At 41.5% G+C, this 22,915-nt stretch carries 22 protein-coding genes; 9 read left to right on the forward strand and 13 right to left on the reverse strand.

Going from position 1 to position 22,915, the window contains the following annotated elements:
- Positions 1-1,518, reverse strand: a complete 1,518-nt coding sequence (locus tag EWE74_RS13400; RefSeq protein ID WP_130142026.1) for an HAL/PAL/TAL family ammonia-lyase — start codon at positions 1,516-1,518, stop codon at positions 1-3.
- A 139-nt stretch (positions 1,519-1,657) separates the two neighbouring features.
- Here EWE74_RS13400 and EWE74_RS13405 point away from each other — a divergent pair, with 139 nt between their 5' ends.
- Positions 1,658-2,893, forward strand: a complete 1,236-nt coding sequence (locus EWE74_RS13405) for an NAD(P)/FAD-dependent oxidoreductase (RefSeq protein ID WP_130142027.1) — start codon at positions 1,658-1,660, stop codon at positions 2,891-2,893.
- Here EWE74_RS13405 and EWE74_RS13410 read toward each other — a convergent pair.
- From EWE74_RS13410 to EWE74_RS13420, 3 genes are read right to left on the reverse strand one after another with little or no spacing between them, the layout of a single operon-like run.
- Positions 2,890-3,789, reverse strand: a complete 900-nt coding sequence (locus EWE74_RS13410; protein WP_130142028.1) for a hypothetical protein — start codon at positions 3,787-3,789, stop codon at positions 2,890-2,892. The two genes, EWE74_RS13405 and EWE74_RS13410, sit on opposite strands and share 4 nt — an antisense overlap.
- A gap of 14 nt (positions 3,790-3,803) precedes the next feature.
- Entirely contained in the window at positions 3,804-4,529 is a 726-nt protein-coding gene (locus EWE74_RS13415) for a YebC/PmpR family DNA-binding transcriptional regulator (RefSeq protein WP_130142029.1), read from the reverse strand.
- 3 nt (positions 4,530-4,532) lie between these two features.
- Entirely contained in the window at positions 4,533-5,480 is a 948-nt protein-coding gene (locus tag EWE74_RS13420) for an NAD-dependent epimerase/dehydratase family protein (protein WP_130142030.1), read from the reverse strand.
- A gap of 225 nt (positions 5,481-5,705) precedes the next feature.
- Between EWE74_RS13420 and EWE74_RS13425 the strand changes: the two genes are divergently transcribed.
- On the forward strand, positions 5,706-6,695 hold the full coding sequence (locus EWE74_RS13425; protein WP_130142031.1) for an aspartate-semialdehyde dehydrogenase: 990 nt from the start codon (positions 5,706-5,708) through the stop codon (positions 6,693-6,695).
- Positions 6,696-6,801: 106 nt separating this feature from the next.
- On the forward strand, positions 6,802-7,545 hold the full coding sequence (locus tag EWE74_RS13430) for a DeoR/GlpR family DNA-binding transcription regulator (RefSeq protein WP_130142032.1): 744 nt from the start codon (positions 6,802-6,804) through the stop codon (positions 7,543-7,545).
- Between the two features lie 9 nt (positions 7,546-7,554).
- Here EWE74_RS13430 and EWE74_RS13435 read toward each other — a convergent pair whose 3' ends face one another.
- Genes EWE74_RS13435 through EWE74_RS13450 form a run of 4 tightly spaced genes read right to left on the reverse strand, consistent with a single transcriptional unit; the run spans position 7,555 to position 12,194 of the window.
- Entirely contained in the window at positions 7,555-8,658 is a 1,104-nt protein-coding gene (locus EWE74_RS13435; RefSeq protein ID WP_130142033.1) for a CapA family protein, read from the reverse strand.
- Complete coding sequence (locus EWE74_RS13440; protein WP_130142034.1) at positions 8,648-10,012, reverse strand: asparagine synthetase B family protein; 1,365 nt, start codon at positions 10,010-10,012, stop codon at positions 8,648-8,650. The genes EWE74_RS13435 and EWE74_RS13440 overlap by 11 nt, the downstream gene beginning before the upstream one ends.
- Positions 10,013-11,467, reverse strand: a complete 1,455-nt coding sequence (locus tag EWE74_RS13445) for a lipopolysaccharide biosynthesis protein (RefSeq protein ID WP_130142035.1) — start codon at positions 11,465-11,467, stop codon at positions 10,013-10,015.
- A gap of 46 nt (positions 11,468-11,513) precedes the next feature.
- On the reverse strand, positions 11,514-12,194 hold the full coding sequence (locus EWE74_RS13450; RefSeq protein ID WP_130142036.1) for an FkbM family methyltransferase: 681 nt from the start codon (positions 12,192-12,194) through the stop codon (positions 11,514-11,516).
- Between the two features lie 148 nt (positions 12,195-12,342).
- On the opposite strand from EWE74_RS13450, the gene EWE74_RS13455 reads away from it, so the two are divergent.
- The 5 genes from EWE74_RS13455 to EWE74_RS13475 all read left to right on the forward strand — a co-directional run bounded on the left by EWE74_RS13455 (position 12,343) and on the right by EWE74_RS13475 (position 17,813).
- The gene (locus tag EWE74_RS13455; RefSeq protein ID WP_130142037.1) at positions 12,343-13,251 is read left to right on the forward strand and encodes a glycosyltransferase family protein; all 909 of its coding nucleotides are present in this window, start codon (positions 12,343-12,345) and stop codon (positions 13,249-13,251) included.
- A gap of 8 nt (positions 13,252-13,259) precedes the next feature.
- Positions 13,260-14,018, forward strand: a complete 759-nt coding sequence (locus tag EWE74_RS13460; RefSeq protein ID WP_130142038.1) for a glycosyltransferase family 2 protein — start codon at positions 13,260-13,262, stop codon at positions 14,016-14,018.
- The gene (locus tag EWE74_RS13465; RefSeq protein ID WP_130142039.1) at positions 13,999-14,235 is read left to right on the forward strand and encodes a DUF3820 family protein; all 237 of its coding nucleotides are present in this window, start codon (positions 13,999-14,001) and stop codon (positions 14,233-14,235) included. The genes EWE74_RS13460 and EWE74_RS13465 overlap by 20 nt, the downstream gene beginning before the upstream one ends.
- Before the next feature lie 440 nt (positions 14,236-14,675).
- Positions 14,676-15,662: an oxygen-dependent tRNA uridine(34) hydroxylase TrhO gene (gene trhO / locus EWE74_RS13470; RefSeq protein WP_130142040.1), complete on the forward strand. Its 987-nt coding sequence runs from the start codon at positions 14,676-14,678 to the stop codon at positions 15,660-15,662.
- Between the two features lie 30 nt (positions 15,663-15,692).
- Positions 15,693-17,813, forward strand: a complete 2,121-nt coding sequence (locus tag EWE74_RS13475) for an ATP-binding response regulator (RefSeq protein WP_130142041.1) — start codon at positions 15,693-15,695, stop codon at positions 17,811-17,813.
- A gap of 13 nt (positions 17,814-17,826) precedes the next feature.
- On the opposite strand, the gene EWE74_RS13480 is transcribed toward EWE74_RS13475, so the two are convergent.
- The 5 genes from EWE74_RS13480 to EWE74_RS13500 all read right to left on the reverse strand — a co-directional run bounded on the left by EWE74_RS13480 (position 17,827) and on the right by EWE74_RS13500 (position 21,877).
- A complete protein-coding gene (locus tag EWE74_RS13480) occupies positions 17,827-18,591 on the reverse strand; it encodes an exodeoxyribonuclease III (RefSeq protein WP_130142042.1) in 765 nt (254 codons plus the stop codon).
- A gap of 27 nt (positions 18,592-18,618) precedes the next feature.
- The gene (locus EWE74_RS13485) at positions 18,619-19,383 is read right to left on the reverse strand and encodes a peptidylprolyl isomerase (protein ID WP_130142043.1); all 765 of its coding nucleotides are present in this window, start codon (positions 19,381-19,383) and stop codon (positions 18,619-18,621) included.
- A gap of 9 nt (positions 19,384-19,392) precedes the next feature.
- Complete coding sequence (locus EWE74_RS13490; protein WP_130142044.1) at positions 19,393-19,743, reverse strand: hypothetical protein; 351 nt, start codon at positions 19,741-19,743, stop codon at positions 19,393-19,395.
- A gap of 20 nt (positions 19,744-19,763) precedes the next feature.
- Positions 19,764-20,201, reverse strand: coding sequence for a low molecular weight protein-tyrosine-phosphatase (locus tag EWE74_RS13495; protein WP_130142045.1), 438 nt, complete (start codon positions 20,199-20,201; stop codon positions 19,764-19,766).
- A gap of 134 nt (positions 20,202-20,335) precedes the next feature.
- Positions 20,336-21,877: a Do family serine endopeptidase gene (locus tag EWE74_RS13500; protein WP_130142046.1), complete on the reverse strand. Its 1,542-nt coding sequence runs from the start codon at positions 21,875-21,877 to the stop codon at positions 20,336-20,338.
- A gap of 217 nt (positions 21,878-22,094) precedes the next feature.
- On the opposite strand from EWE74_RS13500, the gene dapF reads away from it, so the two are divergent.
- Positions 22,095-22,901 carry a diaminopimelate epimerase gene (gene dapF, locus EWE74_RS13505; RefSeq protein WP_130142047.1) on the forward strand — a complete coding sequence of 269 codons (807 nt, stop codon included), beginning with the start codon at positions 22,095-22,097 and terminating at the stop codon, positions 22,899-22,901.
- The last annotated feature ends 14 nt before the right edge of the window (positions 22,902-22,915 follow it).

The raw sequence follows: 22,915 nt of genomic DNA on the forward strand, positions 1-22,915 counted from the left end.
TTAGTTCATTAAATATTCTTTAACCTGCTGAATGGCAGGATAAAGCGGTTTGTCATCCGAAAAGGCGGGGATAATCTCGCTGATCTCATCGTACACCGCTTTTGTTTTTGAAGATACTAAATTTTGGTAATTTAAAATATCAATTGCTTGTCTCACAGCGATAATTTGCACAGCAAGTACCTCAAATGCATTCACGATCACACGATTCGCTATCACCGCAGCATTTGTTCCCATACTTACAATATCTTGATTATCGTTGTTATTCGGAATACTGTGTACATACATGGAAGTGGAAAGTGTTTGGTTTTCCGCGGTAGTAGAGGTAGCCGTAAATTGGGCACCCTGCATCCCAAAATTAAAACCAAGCTTACCCATATTCACGAACGGCGGTAGTAATCCATTGATTTTAGCATTCATAAGATAGTTTAACTGCCGTTCCGATAGCATCGTCAATCGCGTAATAGCTAACTTCAGCTTATCCATTTCCAAGGAGATATAGTCGCCATGAAAATTCCCGCCATGATATACATTTTGGTCTTCCACCGAAATAATCGGATTGTCACTTACAGAGTTCAGCTCATCCTCCAGGATTTTCCCTGCTTGCTCAATGGTCTCCAAAATCGGCCCTAAAATCTGTGGGACACAACGTAACGAATAATACTCTTGCACTTTATCTTTAAAAACGTCTTCCTGATTATTCCCCGAATATAAATCGTCTTCTCGCTTTTTTATCAATTGACTATCCATCAGATGCTCCTGCATAAGAGCGGCAACCCGGTTTTGTCCAACATGTAACTTTACCGTATTCAAGCTCGGAGAATAATGGTCGTCATGCGCCTTAACAATTTCATTCATCGCACAAGAAAGCCAAATTGACCAGTCAAGCAGTTTAGATGCATAACAATAATTGACGATGCCAATGCCTGTCATTACAGATGTGCCGTTAATCAGCGATAGCCCTTCGCGTACGACCACCTCAATAGGTTTTAATCCCTCTTCTTCGAAAACGGCCATTGTAGGTCTACGTTCATTTTCATAGATCACCTCCCCTTCTCCAATTAACACCAGCGCCAAATGCGCGAGCTGCACCAAATCACCACTTGCACCCACGCCACCATGTGCAAAAATGACGGGTATAATATTTCGATTAATTAATTCTTTAAGCAGTTCAATAACACTTGCGTGCACACCAGATTTCCCTTTAGAGAGATTTGTCAAACGCGTCAGCATGGCTGCTTTTACATGGAGTAGTGACAAAACATCACCCGTTCCCGCTGCGTGGCTACGGATCAAATTGTATTGCAACTGGTTCGTGTCTTCATTTTGTATACGATATTGTGCCATCGGTCCAAACCCGGTATTCACACCATAGATTACTCTATTCGCAGCAAATTCTTTTAGGAAAGTATGGCTTTCTTCTACTACTCGGAGCACCTCCGGTTCTATATCAAGAGATTCACCTTTAAATATAATCTCATAAAACTGAGACAATGTTAATTTTTTATCTACCGAAATCATGTATGCCTATATTCTTCACTAATTTTTATTTACCATCAAAAAGCACAGATTTTACTGCTATTTTTGTAGGGGCAATATCGTATCGAGCCGTTTGCAAAAATACTATAATTTAATTTTAATTTACTTAATTCATCAAGCTATGCATGTCGAGGAAGTAGATATTTTAATTATCGGTGCGGGACCTTCGGGTTGTGTTGCCGCGGGTTATTTAGAACAACAAGATGTTCATATCAAAGTTATCGAAAAATCCAAATTCCCTCGTCTGGTTGTAGGCGAGAGTCTTATTCCACGCGTCATGGATCATTTCGACGAAGCCGGACTGTTGCCTGCGCTACAAGCTCAAAATTTCCAAAAGAAGCCTGGTGCACGCTTTATTCGAGGCGAGGTCATTAGCATCTTTGATTTTGGCGACAAATTTGGAGAAGGGTGGAATTGGACCTGGCAAGTGCCGCGGGCAGATTTTGATAACATCATGACACAAGAACTGCAACGAAGGCATGTAGATATTGCTTTTGAGACAGCTGTTACGGCGATTGAATTTGATGGAACCGACTCTTTGACTACTATTCAAGACAAGGAGGGAAACCGCTCACAAATAAAAGCCAAATTTGTCATCGATGCTAGTGGATATGGGCGTGTACTTCCCCGCCTGTTGCACTTGGACAAACCATCACAGCTAAACCCACATTCTGCGATCTTCTCTCATGTAAAAGACATTAATCGCCCCGAAGGTATAGAAGGCACACAAATTTCATTTGATGTATTAGATAGAGAAGTGTGGTTATGGGTCATTCCTTTCTCTAATGGGATGACAAGCTTGGGTATCGTTGCACACACGGATTTTATCGAGCAGCTGAAGGGAAACGACGGGACGGCAGAAGCCCTAAAAAGAGCGATTAAGCTGTCCGATTTTTATGTAAAGCGTTTTGCGGATACAGACTTCGAGTTCGAACCTGTTCATCTCAAAAACTATTCTGCTGCTGTCTCCAAAATGTTTGGGGATGGATTCGTACTAACGGGCAATAGCGCAGAATTTTTAGATCCGGTATTTTCCTCCGGTGTATGCTTTGCGACAGAATCGGGCATTCTTTCTGCGAAACTAGCCTACCGGCAATTACAAGGAGAAAAGGTTAACTGGCAGGTGGAATATGCTGATTATATGCAACGCGGTATTAGTGTCTTTACGACTTACGTAAAAGAATGGTATACGGGTAATCTACAAACGCTTTTCTTCCACCGTCCTGAAAACCTAGATGTCAAGCGTAAAATATGTGCTGTGCTAGCTGGTTACGTTTGGAACGACGAGAATCCGTTTGTCAAGAAACATGACCGGGTAATACGCACGTTGGCGTATATGTTAGAAAATAATCCTTAATCGCCTTCCTCTGTTTTAGGTGGTTGTGTTTTGGTCACACCAGCCTTGAATCTCGGCTTGAAACCCACAGGTTTACTCGATGGCGCTTCCGGTTCTACCGGTTTGGCTTCCTCTTCTTTCGGTCTCTCCGGTTCCGCAGCTTTGGTCACGCCCGCCTTAAACCTCGGCTTGAAGCCGGATGGTTTGCTTGAAGGAGTTTCCGGTTCCACCGGCTTGGTTTCCTCTTCTTTCGGTCTCTCCGGTTCTGCAGCTTTGGTCACGCCAGCTTTGAATCTCGGCTTGAAGCCGGCTGGTTTGCTTGAAGGAGTTCCCGGTTCCACCGGCTTGGTTTCCTCTTCTTTCGGTCTCTCCGGTTCTGCAGCTTTGGTCACGCCAGCTTTGAATCTCGGCTTGAAGCCGGCTGGTTTGCTTGAAGGAGTTTCCGGTTCCACCGGCTTGGTTTCCTCTTCTTTCGGTCTCTCCGGTTCCGCAGCTTTCGTAGCGCCCGCCTTAAACCTCGGCTTGAAGCCGGATGGTTTGCTTGAAGGAGTTTCCGGTTCCACCGGCTTGGTTTCCTCTTCTTTCGATTTCTCCGGTTCCGCAGCTTTCGTAGCACCCGCCTTAAACCTCGGCTTGAAGCCGGATGGCTTACTCGAAGGAGCTACTGGTATTGCCGGATCTGAAGACAACTCCTCTAATATCTCCGCAGAAACAGTTTGATCTCTAACCACTGCCTCCTCTTCGATCAACGCGTACTGCTTTCGTAATTTATTAAACCAAAACTTCTTGGTGTGATCGAAACTTTTCTCCCCCATTTGAGTATAATGCTGCCTAAACTCATCATACAGCACACGATTATCACCCTGCAATTGTGATAAGTCTATTTTCTTTTTGGCAAAAAAATCCTCAAATGTCATACTATTCCACTCCTCTAATCCATATTATGATACACCGCCTGTACATCATCGTCTTCTTCAATCTTGTCGATTAATTTGAGGACATCGGCAGCTTGTTCTTCATTCAATGAAGTATGAGATAGAGCAATACGTTCTAATTTGGCAGATTTCACTTCAATTCCTTTTTCCTCTAAAAGGCTTTGCATATTTCCAAAATCCTCAAATGAAGTTTGGACGACGACAATATCATTACCTTCTTCGTCAGCTTCCACATATAATTCTTCCAATCCCCCATCAATAAGCTCTAGCTCCAATTCTTCCACATCAATGTCTTCCGCAGCTTCAAAACGGAATATCGATTTCCGTTGAAAGATAAAGTCAAGTGATCCTGTTTTACCCAATGATCCACCTGATTTCGTAAAATAGCTTCTTATGTTAGCTACCGTACGGTTGGTATTATCTGTTGCCGTTTCTATCAAAACCGGTACGCCATGTGGACCATATCCTTCATATACAAATTCTTCATATCCTTTGGCGTCCTTTTCAGAAGCTCTTTTAATCGCCGCTTCAACACGATCTTTCGGCATGTTAACCGCTTTCGCATTTTGAACTGCTGTACGCAAACGCGAGTTATTTTCGGGGTGTGGACCGCCCTCTTTTACCGCAATGGCTATTTCTTTTCCTAAGCGTGTAAACTGTACGGCCATTTTGGCCCAACGTTTAAATTTTCTTTCTTTTCTAAATTCAAAGGCTCTGCCCATTTTTTATACGTTTGTTTTGAGGTTCGCAATCATGTCTTCTGTTATCGATTCCAAATCAAACTTCGGTTTCCAACCCCAATCCCTACGTGCGTAGGCATCATCAATACTTGCCGGCCAAGTGTCGGCAATTGCTTGACGAGGGTCGTCATCAACATAAGACATTTCAAAATTAGGAAGAATTTTTTTAATTTCTTTGCCAATTTCCGAAGGAGTGAACGATAATCCGGCGAGATTATAGCTTGAACGGATGGAAATTTGTTCGACAGGAGCATCCATTAGTTCCATAGTTCCACGCACTGCATCCTCCATATAGAGCATCGGCAAAGCCGTGTTGGCGGAGAGGAAGCAGGTATATCTACCATACTTTAACGCTTCGATAAAAATATCGACAGCATAGTCCGTTGTTCCTCCACCAGGTGCGGTCTTCCAGGAGATAATACCCGGAAAGCGAACACTGCGGATATCCAGTTTATATTTGTGATGATAGTATTCACAAAGCCTTTCACCTGCCAGTTTAGTGACACCATATATACTAACGGGATCCATTACACAATATTGATCCGTGTTTTGTTTAGGAGAATGCGGGCCAAAAACGGCAATAGAGCTAGGCCAAAAAACCTTTTTAACATCCAGTTCTACCGCCAGATCCAATACATTTAATAGGCCATTTATATTAAGGTCCCAAGCCTTTTGCGGGTATTTCTCACCAGTTGCAGAAAGCATAGCAGCAAGCAGATAAAGTTGTGTGGGTTTATATTTTTCAAACAAATCCGTCAATGCAGGCTTGTCCAACACATTGATAATTTCAAAAATTTCGTCTTCTTTTAAGACCGTCGGCTCCCGAATGTCTGAAGTGATGACATTTTCTGTGCCGAATCTACGACGAAGTGCTGTTGCTAACTCCGATCCAATTTGGCCATTCGAACCAATCATGAGTATACGCTCTTTCATTGAAACAAAGTTAGCGCATTTTTTAGGCAAAATTGGACAGCAATCGATTGCTTCGTTTATACTTTTTTCACCAAAATAACCAGAATTATAAATCTGTAAATTTTCATGGAAAAACGTTGCGTTGTGTGCAATAAATTGCAAAATTTATTTTTATTTTCTTACTTTTGGTATCTTAAATTTATTGTAAATTATTTAATATCATAAACAAATAAAACAAATTCAATTATGAAAGTTGCAGTAGTAGGCGCAACGGGCCTTGTAGGGTCAGAGATTTTGACCGTTTTATCGGAACGTAATTTCCCGGTAACAGAGTTGATTCCTGTAGCATCGGAACGGAGCAAGGGCAAGGAAATCGAGTTTAAGGGGAAGAAGTACAAGGTCGTTACACCAGCCGAAGCTATTGCACTCCGACCTGATGTAGCGTTGTTTTCTGCAGGCGGTGGCACTTCAACAGAATATGCGCCACAGTTTGCCGAAGCAGGTATTACTGTAGTGGACAATTCGTCGGCATGGCGTATGGACCCAACCAAGAAGTTGGTTGTTCCGGAGGTGAACGGTGATGTACTATCCGCAACGGATAAGATCATTGCAAACCCAAATTGTTCGACTATCCAGATGGTGGTTGTACTCCAACCGCTACACGCGAAATATACCATTAAACGTGTTGTCGTATCCACCTATCAATCTGTCACTGGAACAGGTGTAAAAGCTGTTAATCAATTGATGGATGAGCGGGCGGGAAAAGATGGGGAAAAAGCATACCCTTATCAAATCGACTTAAACGTTATCCCTCATATCGACGTATTCCAAGACAATGGATATACAAAAGAGGAGATGAAAATGATTCAGGAAACGAATAAGATTATGGGTGATGACTCTATTCGTGTTACGGCCACAACGGTGCGTATTCCGGTTATGGGGGGACATTCAGAAGCAGTAAATATCGAATTCGAAAATGATTTCGACCTAGCTGAAGTTCGTCAGATACTAGCCGCACAAGAGGGTGTTATTGTGGTTGACGACCCTGCTAATCTCCAATATCCGATGCCAAAAGATGCACATGGTAAAGACGAGGTTCTAGTTGGCCGTATTCGTCGTGATGAGTCGCAAGACAAAACATTAAATCTTTGGGTTGTGGCAGATAACCTTAGAAAAGGAGCAGCAACCAATGCGGTGCAAATCGCGGAATTGCTCCTTAAAAGAGGATTGATTTAACCGCCGAACAACATTAGATATAATTTTAAGGTATTGTCTCCTATATCTGTCATATACAAATGTAGGAGACATTTTACTTTTAGATTTTTACTTTTTAACTTACACTATGTTAAAGGAAGAAAGACAAGCCTATATCATTCACCAGATAAACCTACACAACAAGGTGTTATCGTCCGACTTAAGTGTACAATTGAACGTGTCCGAAGATACTATACGACGCGATTTGAACGAACTGGCCGAAAACGGGCAGGTGTTAAAAGTATACGGAGGTGCCTTATCCAAATCCTTTCAATTCCCTTTTCAGGAAGGGAACGTCTATGCTAAGGAATCAAAAAAAGAGATCGCCCACAAGGCTATCGGACTCATACAAAGCGGAATGACGGTATTAGTGGGTGGCGGAACAACCATGATTGAATTGGCACGGTCGGTTCCTAACGATCTCCAATGTACATTCTTTACCATTAGCCCACTCGTGGCATTGGAATTAGCAGAGAAGGACAACATTGATGTTATTCTTATCGGGGGAAAATTATCTCGAAACACCAATATTGTATCGGGAGCACAGGTCATCAATGAGCTTTCCGATTTGCGGGTAGATCTCTGTTTGCTCGGAACAAACAGTTTGTCACTGGACGAAGGTATTACAGATTCGGATTGGGAAGTCGTCCAGATTAAACGCGCCATGATCAAATGTTCTAAGAATCTTGCTATCCTTAGTATCGCAGAGAAATTGAACTCCAATCAGAAGATGCGTGTTGCTCCACTAAGAGATGTCACTTATCTGGTTACAGATCTCGATCCTAAACACCCTAAATTAAGAGAGTTTGCGCATCAGATTGAGGTGAGATAAAGTAGAAAGCTATTTTTGCCGATGAAGTCTTTCAATGGCACGTCTAACGATCCAAAGGTTACTTTCGATAGCTAGATTGTGCCACATGATGTTATAATCTATTTTTCTACTGAAAATCAACCGTTTAACATACTTCAATAACGAACGAAATGTATAACTAGATAATCCGTTGAAAGCTTTTGCATAATAATTGGAGTGATGTTTCTGCCATTCCTGCACAGCAACCTTGTTAATATATTCCAGGTACTCCGATTCATTGGACATCATCTCACTTCGTTTTTCCAATATTTTTTTCGATTCGTCTTGCGGTTTTAGTACAAGCTTTTGTCCATTCTTCTCCACTAAATGAAAATCAAACGCATACAGCTGCCCATCCTTCACCTCCAATTGTAAGATAGCCCCTGTATTCCATATACTCGTGTTCGCAATACCATCAAAATAAAAGTTACCCAGACTATAAAAAATAGGCTTGCTTTTATAATATTCCACTCCTTGCACAATGTGAGGATGGTGTCCTATCACGATATCAGCACCGCAGTGTATCAATTCCCGATATCGATCTCGCCATTCGGGGATAGGCACATCGATCATTTCGACACCTGCATGCACTTGTACAATCAACATATCTACTGTTGCCCGATATGCGGCTATATCCGAATTTACCCTTGGATGATTAACCCAGGCGTAGCCTGATGTGCTCTTTCCGTCTAACGCTCCATAACCGTTTTCGCCATAAGCCAAAAAGCCATAACGGATATTATCTATTGTTCTCACCAATAGTCGGTAGGCCTGCTCCTTATCTCCTGCTCCAATAGTCTCCTCTTCATCCAACGATGATATCGTATGAATCATGGCTTCTTCACCATAATCAAAAATATGATTATTCGCCATCGCAAATAAATTAAAGCCCATCGTCTGGAGCAAACGGGCAGCATCGGGCCGTTGGTTCAGCAATGGACCGGTTTTTTCAATAGCATGTCCTTTACCGCGTAGAGGAGCCTCTACATTACAGGAGCGGATGACATTCTCCGCAAACATCTCTTGAAGTTCTGTAGATAAAACAGGCTCCGTTTCTAAAACAATGTCGCCGACGAAAAGTAACTTATGATGCATTTCTTTTCAATAACATGATTTCTAAAGGTTTGATCGTGATATAAGCAAAATAAGCTTGCATCAACCTATTTTTAAAACCCAGTAGTTTTAGTCCTTCTTTTACCTTCGGGGTATGCATCAACGTTTGGAAGACACGCTCTTTCCAATTTATACACGCTAATGTTGTATTAATCCACTCCAGGTAAGCTGGGCGTATAATTTCTCTCAACAACGGGACATTCAAAGGTTCCAACCGGTGATGAAGAAGTGCATAATAGTTGAGTGAATTCTGATAGGTATATCGATGTTTTTCTTCTTCAAATAGCACATTATGTTTTTTAAAGAAGTCGCGTTGCCATTGCCTGTTTGCTCTTCTTTCTGGTGCGAGATTTAGCATAGCAAAAGCAATATCCTGTTCCAGAAAAGGAGAATAGCTGTCAAAGCCATAGTGAGGGGGTAAGGTGACCAGAAATTGCAACATCATCATCTTCGTACGCATCGTAGTCAGCAGCCGGTATTCTGGCATCTTTAAAAGCTCCTTCTGTTTTTCAAAAAAAGGAGCTACCAACTCGTCTTTATAATCTGCCTCTACGGCCTGGCTTGCATCCGCACTCATACCGTGTGTATGTCCTAACGTCCGATATGAAGCTATCGTTTTAACTTCGGGAACAGTAAATGCACCAGCCCATGCATCACCTATAATACCGCTGAGCAAATGTAGTTTTCTATGATCTTCAAAATCGGATATCTGCTTATAAAATTCAAGATGATAGGTACCAGATGCTGCGATGGAGATGCCATATAACGCGTACCATTCGGCAATGTAATTATTAAACTCCCCCAAATCAATCCGTTGCCAATGTGTCCCTAACCGCTCGGAGAGTGCCTTCGCATACACGGTTTCACGCGAAAGATTTTGGTTAAAAGATGTTCCATACGTATAGGCGCGAATCCTGCGGCGGTCCTTTAACAGGACATTCAACAACCGTGAATCAAAACCGCCACTGGTCGGAATCAGAATATCTTCTTGAAATGACGCAGCCCAATTATTTATCCGCTCTTCCATCATCCCTAAGACATCGTCTTCTCTTGAACGCTTTCCCAATTCGTCCACCATACGGTCTTCAGATTCCGTTATGTGGACTTTACCGTCGACAACAGATAATGTTTCGTTTGGCAAGAGATACTTTACGTTTTTAACTGCCGTTCGCCCAAATACAGCGTAACCATAATCCAGGTATGCGGCAAGCCCGTTTAAGTCTATCTCTAAATTGGTGTAGTCAATAACATCTTCTATAGATGTACTAACGGCTCCCGTTTTTTCGTTATAAAAAACGGTTCCGTATCCCACCCAATTTCCATGTATTGTTCTCATTTATTTCCGCTTCGGTAATTTACGTTTTCCTATTTCCAACAATTCCAGCCATACAGTATTTCTTGACACATGACTTCCTGTGATATACACCAACACAAATATAGTGCTTTGTACGAATAGCAAAACTAAATGGGGCACATCCGCTATGAAGTATGCTATTCCCCAAGCAGCCAAGAAAGCTGCTAGGCTTGTTAGAAAAGCAGGAAAGATATCCACTACCTGCTTCCAGAAGCCATAACCATACACCTGTCCACTTACCCAGCCCGTTATACCGTAGAACAACAGCCGTACACCAAGCTGACCGTAGATGATATGGAGCACGCCAAGACGATAGGTGCCCCATAAAACCAACATTGCGATTACAAATTTGCAGAGTTCTAACCATAGGGTGTAATTCGACTTTCCTTTTATATTGAGAAAGTTAACATTTAGATCTGTTAGCGAAATAAATATCCCAGCAAAACATAGCCATTGAAAATAAGGAATGGATGGAATCCATTTCTCTGTCAGAATAAAGATAAAGCCTGGTTCCGCAACAGCAATGGCACAGAAACTCACGGGAAAAAGAACGAAAGCCAACGTCTGTATCGTTTTTCTACAAGCATTCAGAAACCGTGGATAGTCGTTTTGAATAGGTGTTAAGGTCGACAGGGTCGTCCCCTGAATAATAGACGAAATGAGCAGGTTGGGTGTTTCCCCCCATTTGTTGGCGGAATAATAGTATCCCGTATCCTGTTCGGTAAAATGCTTCCCAATAAAACTGTAGTAAATTTGCGAAAAAGATTTTCCCAATACGTTCCCCACCATAAAAGAAAGAGAGAACTGCAGATGTTGGCGCAACGAACTGCCCGAAAAGAAGAAACTGATTCGCCAATTGCCCCATATCCACAAGAAAGAAGTCCGAAAGAACGAATACAGCAGGGGCTGCAAGAGCACAGCCCAGACCTCAAACCCCATTAAAGCCAATGAAATAGCCACTATCCCCATACATATTACCGAAACAACATTGATACGGGCGGTTCTTTTGAAATCGAAGTTTCGCAGCAATTTGACATATTGTACAATACCAAACGAGTGCACTACGAGCTGCAAAAACAGTACGCGGGCATAGAGTGTAAGATTATCAATGCTATTGAAGCGCTCGATGGCCGGAGCTGAAAAGAATAGAAGAAGATATAACAGAACACTCGCAGCCAAGTTGAAAACAAACATACTGGAGTAGTCTTTTTCATCCACATGTCGGGAACGCACGAGTGAAGTCGCCAAACCACTATCTACTATCGCGGTGGAGATCGTCGTAAAAATAACTAGAACGGCTATCACCCCAAAATCTTCTACAGGCGATATACGCATGATGATGATACCCACCAACGTTATCACCAATTGGTATCCAAATCGGTCGATAGCATTCCAAAACAATCCTTTAAGGGTATTTTGCTTGATATTTTCGCTCATGCAAAGACATTGAAGCTATAAAGTTAGCAAAGATTTCCGTTACAAGTTAAGCCATGCTAAAAAACAATGTTCTTTTGGTCTTTGCTACCATACGGTAACCTTTTTGTTTAAGGAACTCTATGATTGGTGTAGTTGGAACTATACCGATCTCAAAAGCGTCTTCAACTAGTATATAGTAAGGTCGATATTTATCCCAATTATTAGATTGCAATACAGCCAAATCAAATCCTTCTGCATCAATTGAAAAAAAATCAATTTCTGTGTTTTCTTTAATATATTCATCGAGAATAGCATCTAATCTTCTAACAGGAACATCTATTGTGTTTACAATAGAATACCGTGTTCTATTATCCCGCTCTTCCGATATCCTTTTTGAGAAGCCATTCAAAGCTGGTTCATTAAAGCAGTAATATGTTAGTGTTCCGTTATTTTCAGCTACGCCGACATTGAGATTGACATCTCGTTTTCGGAACCATCTAAACCATTTCGTCGCTTCGGGGTTTGGCTCTATATTAATACCTCTCCACCCTCTTTTGTAAAAAGCCATGGTATTGGAAAACCGATATGGATGATGGGCTCCCACGTCTACGTAAAAACCTTTATATTTTTTCTTTCCCTCATAGAAACCTAACAGAACGGCATCTTCTCCTTCCTGCGAATAGGATCGAACACTTAAAAATTTATCAAAGGGTATATATTTTAAAATAATCTTTTTTAAAGAAAACATCCTTGTAGTCGTCTTAATAGACCAACAAATTAATATTATTTTTTCCAACTCCAAAAAAAAGTATCACATGTATGCCTTCTACTGTATCAGTATACATTAAATAAATATTAGCACGGTTTTTGAATCATTCTTTGTTCCTTTGTAATGCATGCAAACACTGGCTCCTATCATATTATTTGTATACAACCGTCCTAAGCACACTAGACGGACGCTTGTGGCGTTGGAAAAGAATCTATTGGCCAAGGACTCCCTGTTATATATTATCTCGGATGCCGCGAAAAATGCGGATGCCGTAGAAAATGTCAATCACGTTCGTGCTATTATCCGCGAACCTTGGGATTTTAAGCATATAACAATTATGGAGCGTCAAAAAAATTGGGGGCTTGCCGAAAATGTGATTGATGGCGTTACGAAAATCATTGAGGAGCATGGCAAAGCTATCATACTGGAAGATGATTTGGAGACCGCACCCTATGCGCTGACCTATTTCAATGATGCACTACACTGTTACGAACATGACGAACGGGTTATGGAGATCAGTGGCTATATGTATCCGATAGAAAATCCAAAACGCTTGCCTAAAACGTTCTTTTTTCGGGTAGCAAATAGTTGGGGTTGGGCCACATGGAAAAGAGCGTGGAAACAATTCAATCCCGACATCAATGCATTAACAAAGCATTTCAAGCGGAAAGATATAAGACGTTTTAGTATCGAAGGAACCGAAAATTTTTGGAAACAGGTTAAGGAATATAAAGCGGGAAAGATTAACTCTTGGGCTATCCGTTGGTATCTTTCTGTCTTCAATCAGGATGGTTTGGTACTCTACCCTCGACACTCTATGGTACAGAATATCGGAACAGACGGTTCGGGAACCCACTCGGATATAGACGATGTCTACCATGTGGAACTGGCGACCCAAAAGGTAAAGTATTTTCCGCGTGAAATCAGGGAGAACGAAAAGGCTTATGAGGCTATTAAACATTTTTATGCACATAGAAAAGGAAATATAGCCGAACGCTTAATCCGGTTTTTAATTAAAAAATTTGGGAGAAAATGACACCACAAATGAATAAACTTTTACCGAAAGTTTCTATTATCACTGTTGTCTACAATGATGTCCTTGGCATTGAACACACCATCCGATCGGTCATGAAACAAACCTATGTCGAATTGGAATATATTATTATAGACGGCCTCTCTACCGACGGCACCCTTGATGTGATAGACCGATACAGAGAAGAGGTATCTATTGTCATTTCGGAAAAGGACCAGGGTATTTATGACGCCATGAATAAGGGACTTTCTGTCGCCACCGGTGAGTACGTCCTGTTTCTCAATTCCGGGGATGAATTATATGAAGACACGACGCTGGAAAAAGTCTTTTCATCTGCAGAAAATGCAGATATTTATTACGGCGAAACGAAATTGATAGACGAAGAACGCAACATTATCGGTGATCGCCGTCATAAAACACCAAAACGTTTTGATTGGAAGTCGTTTCGCTATGGCATGAGTATCTGTCATCAAGCCATTTACGTAAAAAGAAGTATTACCGCACCTTATGATTTACAATACAAGCTCAGTGCGGATATCGATTGGGTCATCCGCGCTGCAAAAAAGGCTAATAAAATAGTGAACGTTAACCAATACGTGGCTAAATATCTTGTGGGAGGAACAACTCAAAAACGCCACCGACAAAGCTTGAAAGAACGTTATGCAATTTTTAAAAAGTACTATGGTACATTCGCCAACGTGGTTAATCATGGCGTTATCGCCGCTCGTCTTATTTTATACCGATTAAAACATGGCAAAACAAGAGAATAACGTATTTAACCCCGAAATATTAGTAGAACTCGCGAATACCAAAATGCCTTTTGGCAAATACCAGGGTTGGTTACTATGTAATCTGCCGGAACCCTATCTGAACTGGTTTCGTCAAAAAGGATTTCCAAAAGGTAAACTCGGTATGCAATTGGCAACCCTTTATGAAATAAAGTTAAACGGTCTGGAATATCTACTCAAGCCCCTTATTAAGAAATAATAACGTTAAAATTATACATTTTTTTATGTCGCTCAAGCCGCGACGTTGCTTTTACTTTTTTTACCTCAAAAAAAGTAAACAAAAAAAATCGCCACTTTAAAATTTGATGCGTCCCTCCACCCCGTACTTTTCCCGCATCGAGAATAGTTTTGATGGAATGTGAAGTGCACTAATAATATTTCTACATATTCAAAATTTTATATGTGGCATTAGAAGTTAAATAAGGGATAATACAATTGCACCGTTCCCTCCTTAACTTTAACTGTCGCATCCGGATTTTTGAGGTCTGTAGAGACTCATTCTCGCACTATCCATTATCTCAAACATCCGACGCGACGAGGTTTTGGTTCTTTTTACGGGAAAAAGAACATAAAAATCTTTATTTTTGCAATTGAATTATTTTTTAACATTAAACGCCGTTTGCAGCGGTATCAATGAATATGGCAAAATATCAAACACTACTGTACTATTGTTACAGTCCAATCGAAAACGCAGAACGATTTGCTGCGGAACATCTCGAATTTTGTAAATCACTTGGTCTCGTAGGTCGTATCATCGTCGCCGATGAAGGGCTGAACGGTACCGTTTCTGGAACATCAGCGGCTTGTCAAGCCTATATGGAGGCTGTACATGCCGATGAGCGATTCCGTAAAACAGATTTTAAAATCGATGACGTCGATGAACCATCTTTTATCAAGATGCACTGTCGGTACAAATCCGAGATCGTACATTCTGGGTTACGCAACCCAGCGATAATTGACCCTAATAAGAAGACAGGCAAACACTTAGAGCCGAAGGACTTCCTAGAGATGAAAGACCAGGAAGACGTCGTTATTTTGGACGTACGTTCCAATTACGAGCATGCCGTAGGTCGATTTAAAAATGCCGTGACACTAGACATAGAGAACTTTCGCGAATTTCCGGAAAAGGTCAAGGAATTAGAACAATATAAAGACAAAAAAATACTGACCTATTGTACTGGAGGAATCAAATGTGAAAAAGCTTCTGCTTTATTGCTAAAAGAAGGTTTTAAAGACGTTTATCAACTGCATGGAGGCATCATTAAGTACGGTAAGGAAGTTGAGGGTAAAGATTTCGAAGGGCAGTGTTACGTGTTTGACAACCGTGTTACGGTAGATGTCAATACCGTTAATCCCTCTGTCGTATCTACCTGCAGAAATTGCGGAAAGGTGACTTCGAAGATGATCAATTGTGCCAACCCCGAGTGTAACGAGCACTTCACGCAATGTGACGCATGTGGTTGGGAAATGGATGGTTGCTGTTCGGTGGTATGTATGGAGCACCCTCGTAAACGGACTTATGACGGTACAGGCTACTATGTAAAAGTACCTCAACCGGTCAATATAGAAAAAATCAGCAAAAGAAAACATAAGAACCGGCCGGCAGGACAGCAGGCTAAAGCTTAACGGTTAAACTTTAACTTAAATACAGTAGCCGTGCCAACAAGTAAGAAAACATTTTTACTGCGAAAAGTACTTATCGGTGCAATTATTGCCATTTTTGCATACCTAAGTACTGTCTTTATTTACCAGTATATAGCCTACCAGAAAGTCAAGGAACGTCTTGATGCTGCTTATGCATTTGGGTTAAAGCAGTCTTCTACGTTATACCAGCTGTTTTCAGTTTATGGCGAAGCAGATAATCGTTTTAGACAATATACAGTAGATTTTGATCAGGAGACCTACAACGAATATCGGACGAAACTTGATACAATTAAATTATATCTTGACACATTGTCTAATAGTCCTACGGGAAACATATCTCTACAACACAGCAACGCTGATATACAAAAAAGAGACCTTTTGGCGGGGGAATTCGCAGCGCTTAAAAAGATCGTTAATGATCTTGTTTTCATGGCACAGGATTCCCTATCAGCATTAACCCAAAGCCAAAAGGTTATGCCACCGAGGCATGTTTCAACAGACGCTGTTATGCGTAAAATTCTTAACGATACCGCCCTCAACAAAGTGAACGTAGATACTGCGGTGCGCAAAAAACAAAGTCTATTCAATCGTGTTTTTAATGCGAAGGATGACACCTTGCTAAATTCTGCGATCACCCAACAATTTAATACCCATCAAATTGAGGTACTGCAACGCAATGTCGAGAACCTGATTGTACAGAACCAAACAAGCTATAACCGAGGTATGCGCACATTACAGCAAAATTTCGCTGTAATGCGACAAAAAGAGCGTAATCTGATACAAGCAAATTACCTACTGTTAAACAATCTGCGCACAGGCGTAGAAAAAATACAAGAATTGGAGCGTGCCTCGATACGAGAAGCAGAAGCTAAAGATCTGGAACTATATCAAGAAAATATAGATCAGCTTCGCGGACAGCTTATCATCTCGCTATCGGTCATGTTGCTTATGATTCTATTTATTCTTTACTATCAATCCAAAGCAACGACGTACGAAAAGAAACTGGAAAAAGAAAAGGATTATGCGGCAAAAGTTGCAGAGGAAAAGACAAGCGTTTTAGCCAACATAAGCCACGAAGTAAGATCGCCTATTAATTCGCTCCTAGGGATTATCGATATCTTACGGAAGAATGGCAGTAAGGATACTATTCAGCCCGAATACTTAGATTCTGCGGCACATGAAATCTCCGTCATCAATAGCACGGTGAACGACATCCTGAACCTTAGCAAGCTAGAAGTAGGGGCATTGGAAGTAAAAAATGAATACTTTTCTCCTTATCGGCTATTATTAGACATTATAAACCTGCATACCTATCAGGCACGAAAGAAAGGGCTATCTTTAAAACAACAAATAGATATTGACCCCAAATTGGAAATTTACAGCAGCTCCTTCCGGATAAGACAAATCGTCTCTAACTTGATTAGCAATGCGATAAAGTACACACCCAAAGGCGAAGTCAGCGTAAAAACATATACAAAAAAAGTAGGCAGTCAAGATACACTTTTTGTAGAAGTGAAAGATACAGGCTTAGGCATCGCGCCCGAGCACCAATCTCAAATTTTCCGGCAATATTACATGACGGACAACAGGAGTAAAACGAAGGGCTTTGGTCTTGGGCTTTATATTTCTAAATTGCTATCGGAACAATTGCAAGGGGATATCACATTAAACAGCACTGTTGGAAAAGGCTCTACCTTTACTCTATCGGTACCGATTAAACAACTACGTCTGGAAGACACTGCGTCGAAAGTTTATACCCTGGCCGACCTCCCAAAAGACATACAGCTCGTGTTGGTAGATGACAACAGGATCAATATTCTCTATTTAAAACATTATTTCAAAGACTTTCCAAACGTATATACGTTTGAAAAAGCGCAGGATGCGTTGACATTCATACAACAGCACCCCGTAGATGCCGTTATCACAGATATCTCGATGCCAGAGATCGACGGTTGGGATGTATTGCGAGAAATCCGGAATAATCCGGAAAAAGAGGACGTTAAAGTAATTGCGTTCACCGCAGATACGATGCACCTGGAAGGCGAGATGAAGAAAAGTCAAACGTATGTCTTCGACTGTATCTTAAGCAAACCATTGGATGAGCATCAGCTCGTTGCTTGTATTATCGCGTAAAACTATTATTGTTTTATCGAAGTTCCAACAACACCGGACAGTGATCGGAATGCACAGCAGAAGGCATAATCTCTGCCCTAACTATGCTGTCTGCCAACGACGTAGAAACCATATTATAATCAATCCGCCAGCCGAGATTTCTCGCTCGTGCCCCAGCACGATAGCTCCACCAAGTATAATGATGCGGTTGGGGGTTTAAATGCCGAAAGGAGTCTACATATCCAGAATTGATAAAATTTTCCATCCATTCACGTTCCGCTGGCAAGAATCCAGAACTATTTGCATTGGACTTTGGATTATGAATATCAATGGCACGATGGCATATATTATAATCACCCGAAATCACTAGTTTTGGCTTTTCCTGCAAGAGCTTATCACTATATATCTGAAAATCATCTAAGAAACGGTATTTGAAGTCCTGTCGTATATCACCTGTTGTTCCAGAAGGAAAATATACACTCATCACGGATACATCGTCAAAATCAGCACGAATGGTACGCCCTTCAAAGTCATAATCTTCATGCCCACAACCATATTCCACATGTTTAGGTGTAATCCGCGTAAAAATAGCCGTACCACTATAACCTTTCTTTTGTGCCGGGTACCAATAGTGCTCATATCCCATCTGTTCCAATAAGAGAATTTCTGGGATTTGGTCTTGCGTAGCTTTAATTTCCTGCAAGCAAACGACATCTGCATTCACTATTTTCATCCAGCCCAACCAATCTTTTTTAAGAGCAGCGCGCAAGCCGTTTACGTTATAGGTTATGATCTTCATTGTTCTATTTGTAAAGAGGTTAAGAAGTTAATAATACCGCGAGTGGAAAAGATCAAAAAACTTAGTCAAAAAGCCTGTCTTGGGAGAGAGTCCTTCCATTTCCCGTTCAAGATTTAACGCCTCTCTTCTAGTCAGTAACTTCATCGACATCCGCACATCCTCCAATGGACGATCTCGTTCATCTGTTTCTACAACCGCAATCTTATCGATGGTTTCTACACCTTGCAATAGTTCTCCAAACACCGTATAATTTCCATCTAGGTGTGGTGCTCCTCCAATCGTCGAATACAGTTCTCTTTGCTGTGCAGTCAGCTTCTTTCCTTTCAATCGAAATTCCTCTAAAGAATCTAATGACGCAGATGAGAACACGCGTCCCTGTACTAAATAAAACTGAGAAGCCGAGGACTGCTTTGCAGGGTTATCATCTCGTGCAGCACCGATTGTTCCTTTTTTATGCATAAGGCCCTCCTGAATCTCTGCAGGAATCTTGTAATCGGGTCCTCCGTCACCAAGCGACTGCTTTTGTGCGGCATAACGTGAGTTAGGATCGCCACCCTGCACCATAAAGTTCTGGATAACCCGATGAAACATCAAATCTTCATAGTAACCCTCTTTAACCAACTTAACGAAATTATCCCGATGTTTGGGTGTTTCGTTATACAGCTTCAATAAACAAGCGCCTTTGTCCGTTGTTATCGATACATAATGATATTGCGGTGTTTTCGCCCACGCCCCTGTAACCAGAAACATGCCCAACATAAGTATGCCTATCTCCCTAAAATATTTCTTCATAAATACAAATTACGATAAGGTATAGGTATCCTGAAAATAATCAATAATCAACGATTTTAGAATCATCTCTTGTTCCAACAACGTATAGTTGGGAATGGCCTTTATTAAATCCCAATGCGGCCACCCCTCTTCATCCAATCCTCTCAGTTCGTAGAAGCCCATAGCGCTAAACAAACGACAAGTAGCAATATGCATAAGCTCTTCTTTTTGCCGTTTAGAAAACTGCTGTGGTCCTTTTCCAAGTTCTTGGACACCGATGAGAAAAAGCATAACTTTAATATCGGGAAGTTCCATCTCGAAGTCACTTGCAATAACACGTTGCAGCTCCGTCCATTTTTTATTAATCTCCGATGCTTTCATACGTTAGCAAAAGTAGGGAATTATTTACGCAGTTCACGAATAAGTTCGCGACAGCGTTTCTCGATCATATGGTACACAGGCTCAAACTGATTCTCATCGAAATACGGATCCGGCACGATATCTTTCAACAAAAACATACGCACTTTGGCCCTGTCTTCATCACATTCCGCCAGTCCCGTAACGTCTCGAAAGTTGTTGTTGTCCATTACATAGATGTGATCATAGCGTTCAAAAAAATCTCGTTGGAACCATTGGGCTCGTTGTTGCGTTATATCCACCCCATATTTCTTCGCCACCGCTATGGAACGCTTGTCTGGTTGATGTCCCACATGCCAATCGCCCGTTCCCGCGGAATCTATTTCCCAGTCCAACCCCTCCTGTTCCACTAGATGCTGCATGACCCCATGTGCCAGTGGAGATCGACAGATATTACCTAAACAAACCATCAAAATCTTCATGCTTCTAAAATAACGCTATTCTTTTGAATACAAAAGGTAATCCAGAAAGTTGATACCTATATGATAAAAAACGCGTCATCTACTTTTTCAGCAGATGACGCGTATCTATTTTATGATGTAATCGATGATCGCTATTAATATTGGATCGGGAAATTGAATTCAGTCGTTCCACCTTCCGAAACGCCAGTGATACGAACAATATTTCGTTTGGTACTACCCAAAGCAGACTCCACATCATCCACATTATTCACAGGTTTTCCGTTCACATGTGTTACAACCAATCCTTTTTCAACACCGAAGTACTCAAACATTCCTCCACGATGCACCTGTGTGATCACTACACCCGAGTTTACACCAAATTTTTTCTTCTGTGCATCGGAAGCAGGCGTAAAGCTTGCACCCAACTTATTGAAGATTTCTGTTGCACTCGCACTCGCCTCTTCCTCTGTAACAGATTTCTTGGTATCCTGTGCTTTTAGGGTAACCGTGACATCACGTTCTTTCCCATCGCGTTTGTAAGTAAGTTTTAGCTTATCGCCCGGGTTTAACCGTGCTACGCGCTCCTGTAAGTCAGAAGACGAATAAATGATATTTCCTTCCACCTTCGTCAGTACGTCTCCTTTTTGTATACCCGCCGCTGCCGCTGCTCCATCCTTCACTACATCAAACACGTATAAACCATGAATATCATCAATCTTATATTCTTCTCTAATGGCCGCGTCTACCTCACGGAAATTCACGCCGACATAACCACGTTGTACCGTGCCGAATTCCTTAAAGTCATTCACAATCTTTTTCACTAAATTGACCGGAATAGCAAACCCATAGCCGGCATAGACACCTGTAGGCGACGCTATAGCCGCATTGATTCCAACCAATTCACCGCGTGTGTTTACTAATGCTCCACCACTATTTCCTTTATTGATAACCGCGTCTGTTTGGATAAACGATTCTACCGCTGTACGCGCTATAGGCTCCTGCGGTTGTCCGTATCCGTAAGGCGAACCTTGTCCTTGCTCCCCGAGAATACCGATCTGCCGTCCCTTCGCACTAACTATACCCGCTGTTACAGTGGACTGCAAACTCAACGGGTAGCCAACCGCCAGTACCCATTCACCAATGCGTACATGATCAGAATCACCGAATTTCACAAAAGGCAGACTAGATCCGCTCACCTTAAGTAACGCCAAGTCGAAATCAGCATCTCTACCGATAACCTTCGCCTCAAATGTTCGTTGATCTGTTAGTTTCACTTCAATTTTATCGGCATCTTCCACCACATGGTTATTCGTAACGATATAGCCATCAGGTGAGATCAATACTCCCGATCCGGAGGCAGTTGCTTGTCGAGGTTGTTGCTGTTGACGACGTTGCGGCATTCCAAAAAACTCTTCAAACATATCGAAAGGAGATCCGCCGCCTCCCTGAGACGCCCGTCGCGTCATGGTCACCTTGATGTGCACCACACCAGGCGATACCGCCGCAGCGGCTTCTGTAAAATCTGGATTCCCTGTCGACGACAAGATTTCGCTCCCCGGATTATTTGCAAAATAAACCTTTTGTTTCTCTTCGAAGGTCATTTGCTCGTTTTGCTTATTTTCGAAGAGCTTGTACCCTCCGATAGCCACCGCACCTCCAACAGCAGCTATTAATAAACTCATTCCTATTTTCTTCATTGTCTTAATTACTATAATGATCTTTTATCTTTAAAAATATTTTCTTTTACTTTTGTGTTATGGCTTGTTCAAATGTAGTACCATTAGAAATGGCATGGAAAGTTTTGACAGTTAAAAAATGTTAATGAAAAGGCTTAAGTCTGGTTTTTAACACGATTTAACAATCAAACGTTGTATTGTAACAAGAATATTAATTTTTGACAAAAAAATCAAGCAAATGGATAGAAAAATAAAATTTTCAAAATATCAAGGTGCCGGAAATGATTTTGTGCTTATCGACAATAGAAGCGGTTTTTTTGACCGTGAAAACGAAGATTTAGTACAAGCGATATGTGACAGAAGATTTGGAATTGGTGCAGACGGTTTAATGCTCCTTCAAAATAATGAAAATTTTGATTTCGAAATGATTTATTATAATGCCAATGGCGGAGAAGCAAGTATGTGTGGCAACGGGGGGAGGTGTATCGTCGCTTTCGCTCGCGACTTAGGAATTATTCAAGAAAAAACTGTCTTTTTGGCAGTCGACGGAGAGCATCAAGCCACCATCCAAGACAACCAGGTGGATTTAGGAATGATCGATGTTCCCACTATACAGCGTGATGGCGACGCCTATATATTGAATACTGGCTCTCCCCATTATGTTACGTGGATCAGTGATCTCCAACACAAGAATGTCTACGAAATGGGATATGCGATCCGGAATAATGCAACCTACAAAAAAGAAGGAATCAACGTCAATTTTATCGAACAAGAAGAACAGGGGTATTTCGTACGGACATTTGAACGTGGTGTAGAAGATGAAACACTAGCTTGTGGCACCGGTGCAACTGCTGCTGCTATGACCGTTGCCTTACATCACGGCTTAGAGGGACACCAAGAAATCCCAATTCGTGTTCTCGGCGGACAACTATACATCAGCTTTCACAAAATAGGTCAAAAATTCACCGATGTACGCCTGAAAGGACCCGCGCAGTTTGTATTTGAAGGATTTATACCTCTTTTTTACGAAAAAAAGGAAGAATAAAGGTATATTAGAGA

The organism is Sphingobacterium corticibacterium (assembly GCF_004208525.1).
In the GTDB taxonomy this organism is placed as follows: Bacteria; Bacteroidota; Bacteroidia; order Sphingobacteriales; family Sphingobacteriaceae; genus Sphingobacterium; species Sphingobacterium corticibacterium.

Bases quoted from the DNA above. Each gene is read 5' to 3' on its own strand.
- EWE74_RS13400 (WP_130142026.1), bottom strand. From the start codon at position 1,518: ATGATTTCGGTAGATAAAAAATTAACATTGTCTCAGTTTTATGAGATT.
- EWE74_RS13405 (WP_130142027.1), top strand. From the start codon at position 1,658: ATGCATGTCGAGGAAGTAGATATTTTAATTATCGGTGCGGGACCTTCG.
- EWE74_RS13410 (WP_130142028.1), bottom strand. From the start codon at position 3,789: ATGACATTTGAGGATTTTTTTGCCAAAAAGAAAATAGACTTATCACAA.
- EWE74_RS13415 (WP_130142029.1), bottom strand. From the start codon at position 4,529: ATGGGCAGAGCCTTTGAATTTAGAAAAGAAAGAAAATTTAAACGTTGG.
- EWE74_RS13420 (WP_130142030.1), bottom strand. From the start codon at position 5,480: ATGAAAGAGCGTATACTCATGATTGGTTCGAATGGCCAAATTGGATCG.
- EWE74_RS13425 (WP_130142031.1), top strand. From the start codon at position 5,706: ATGAAAGTTGCAGTAGTAGGCGCAACGGGCCTTGTAGGGTCAGAGATT.
- EWE74_RS13430 (WP_130142032.1), top strand. From the start codon at position 6,802: ATGTTAAAGGAAGAAAGACAAGCCTATATCATTCACCAGATAAACCTA.
- EWE74_RS13435 (WP_130142033.1), bottom strand. From the start codon at position 8,658: ATGCATCATAAGTTACTTTTCGTCGGCGACATTGTTTTAGAAACGGAG.
- EWE74_RS13440 (WP_130142034.1), bottom strand. From the start codon at position 10,012: ATGAGAACAATACATGGAAATTGGGTGGGATACGGAACCGTTTTTTAT.
- EWE74_RS13445 (WP_130142035.1), bottom strand. From the start codon at position 11,467: ATGAGCGAAAATATCAAGCAAAATACCCTTAAAGGATTGTTTTGGAAT.
- EWE74_RS13450 (WP_130142036.1), bottom strand. From the start codon at position 12,194: ATGTTTTCTTTAAAAAAGATTATTTTAAAATATATACCCTTTGATAAA.
- EWE74_RS13455 (WP_130142037.1), top strand. From the start codon at position 12,343: ATGCAAACACTGGCTCCTATCATATTATTTGTATACAACCGTCCTAAG.
- EWE74_RS13460 (WP_130142038.1), top strand. From the start codon at position 13,260: ATGAATAAACTTTTACCGAAAGTTTCTATTATCACTGTTGTCTACAAT.
- EWE74_RS13465 (WP_130142039.1), top strand. From the start codon at position 13,999: ATGGCAAAACAAGAGAATAACGTATTTAACCCCGAAATATTAGTAGAA.
- trhO (WP_130142040.1), top strand. From the start codon at position 14,676: ATGGCAAAATATCAAACACTACTGTACTATTGTTACAGTCCAATCGAA.
- EWE74_RS13480 (WP_130142042.1), bottom strand. From the start codon at position 18,591: ATGAAGATCATAACCTATAACGTAAACGGCTTGCGCGCTGCTCTTAAA.
- EWE74_RS13485 (WP_130142043.1), bottom strand. From the start codon at position 19,383: ATGAAGAAATATTTTAGGGAGATAGGCATACTTATGTTGGGCATGTTT.
- EWE74_RS13490 (WP_130142044.1), bottom strand. From the start codon at position 19,743: ATGAAAGCATCGGAGATTAATAAAAAATGGACGGAGCTGCAACGTGTT.
- EWE74_RS13495 (WP_130142045.1), bottom strand. From the start codon at position 20,201: ATGAAGATTTTGATGGTTTGTTTAGGTAATATCTGTCGATCTCCACTG.
- EWE74_RS13500 (WP_130142046.1), bottom strand. From the start codon at position 21,877: ATGAAGAAAATAGGAATGAGTTTATTAATAGCTGCTGTTGGAGGTGCG.
- dapF (WP_130142047.1), top strand. From the start codon at position 22,095: ATGGATAGAAAAATAAAATTTTCAAAATATCAAGGTGCCGGAAATGAT.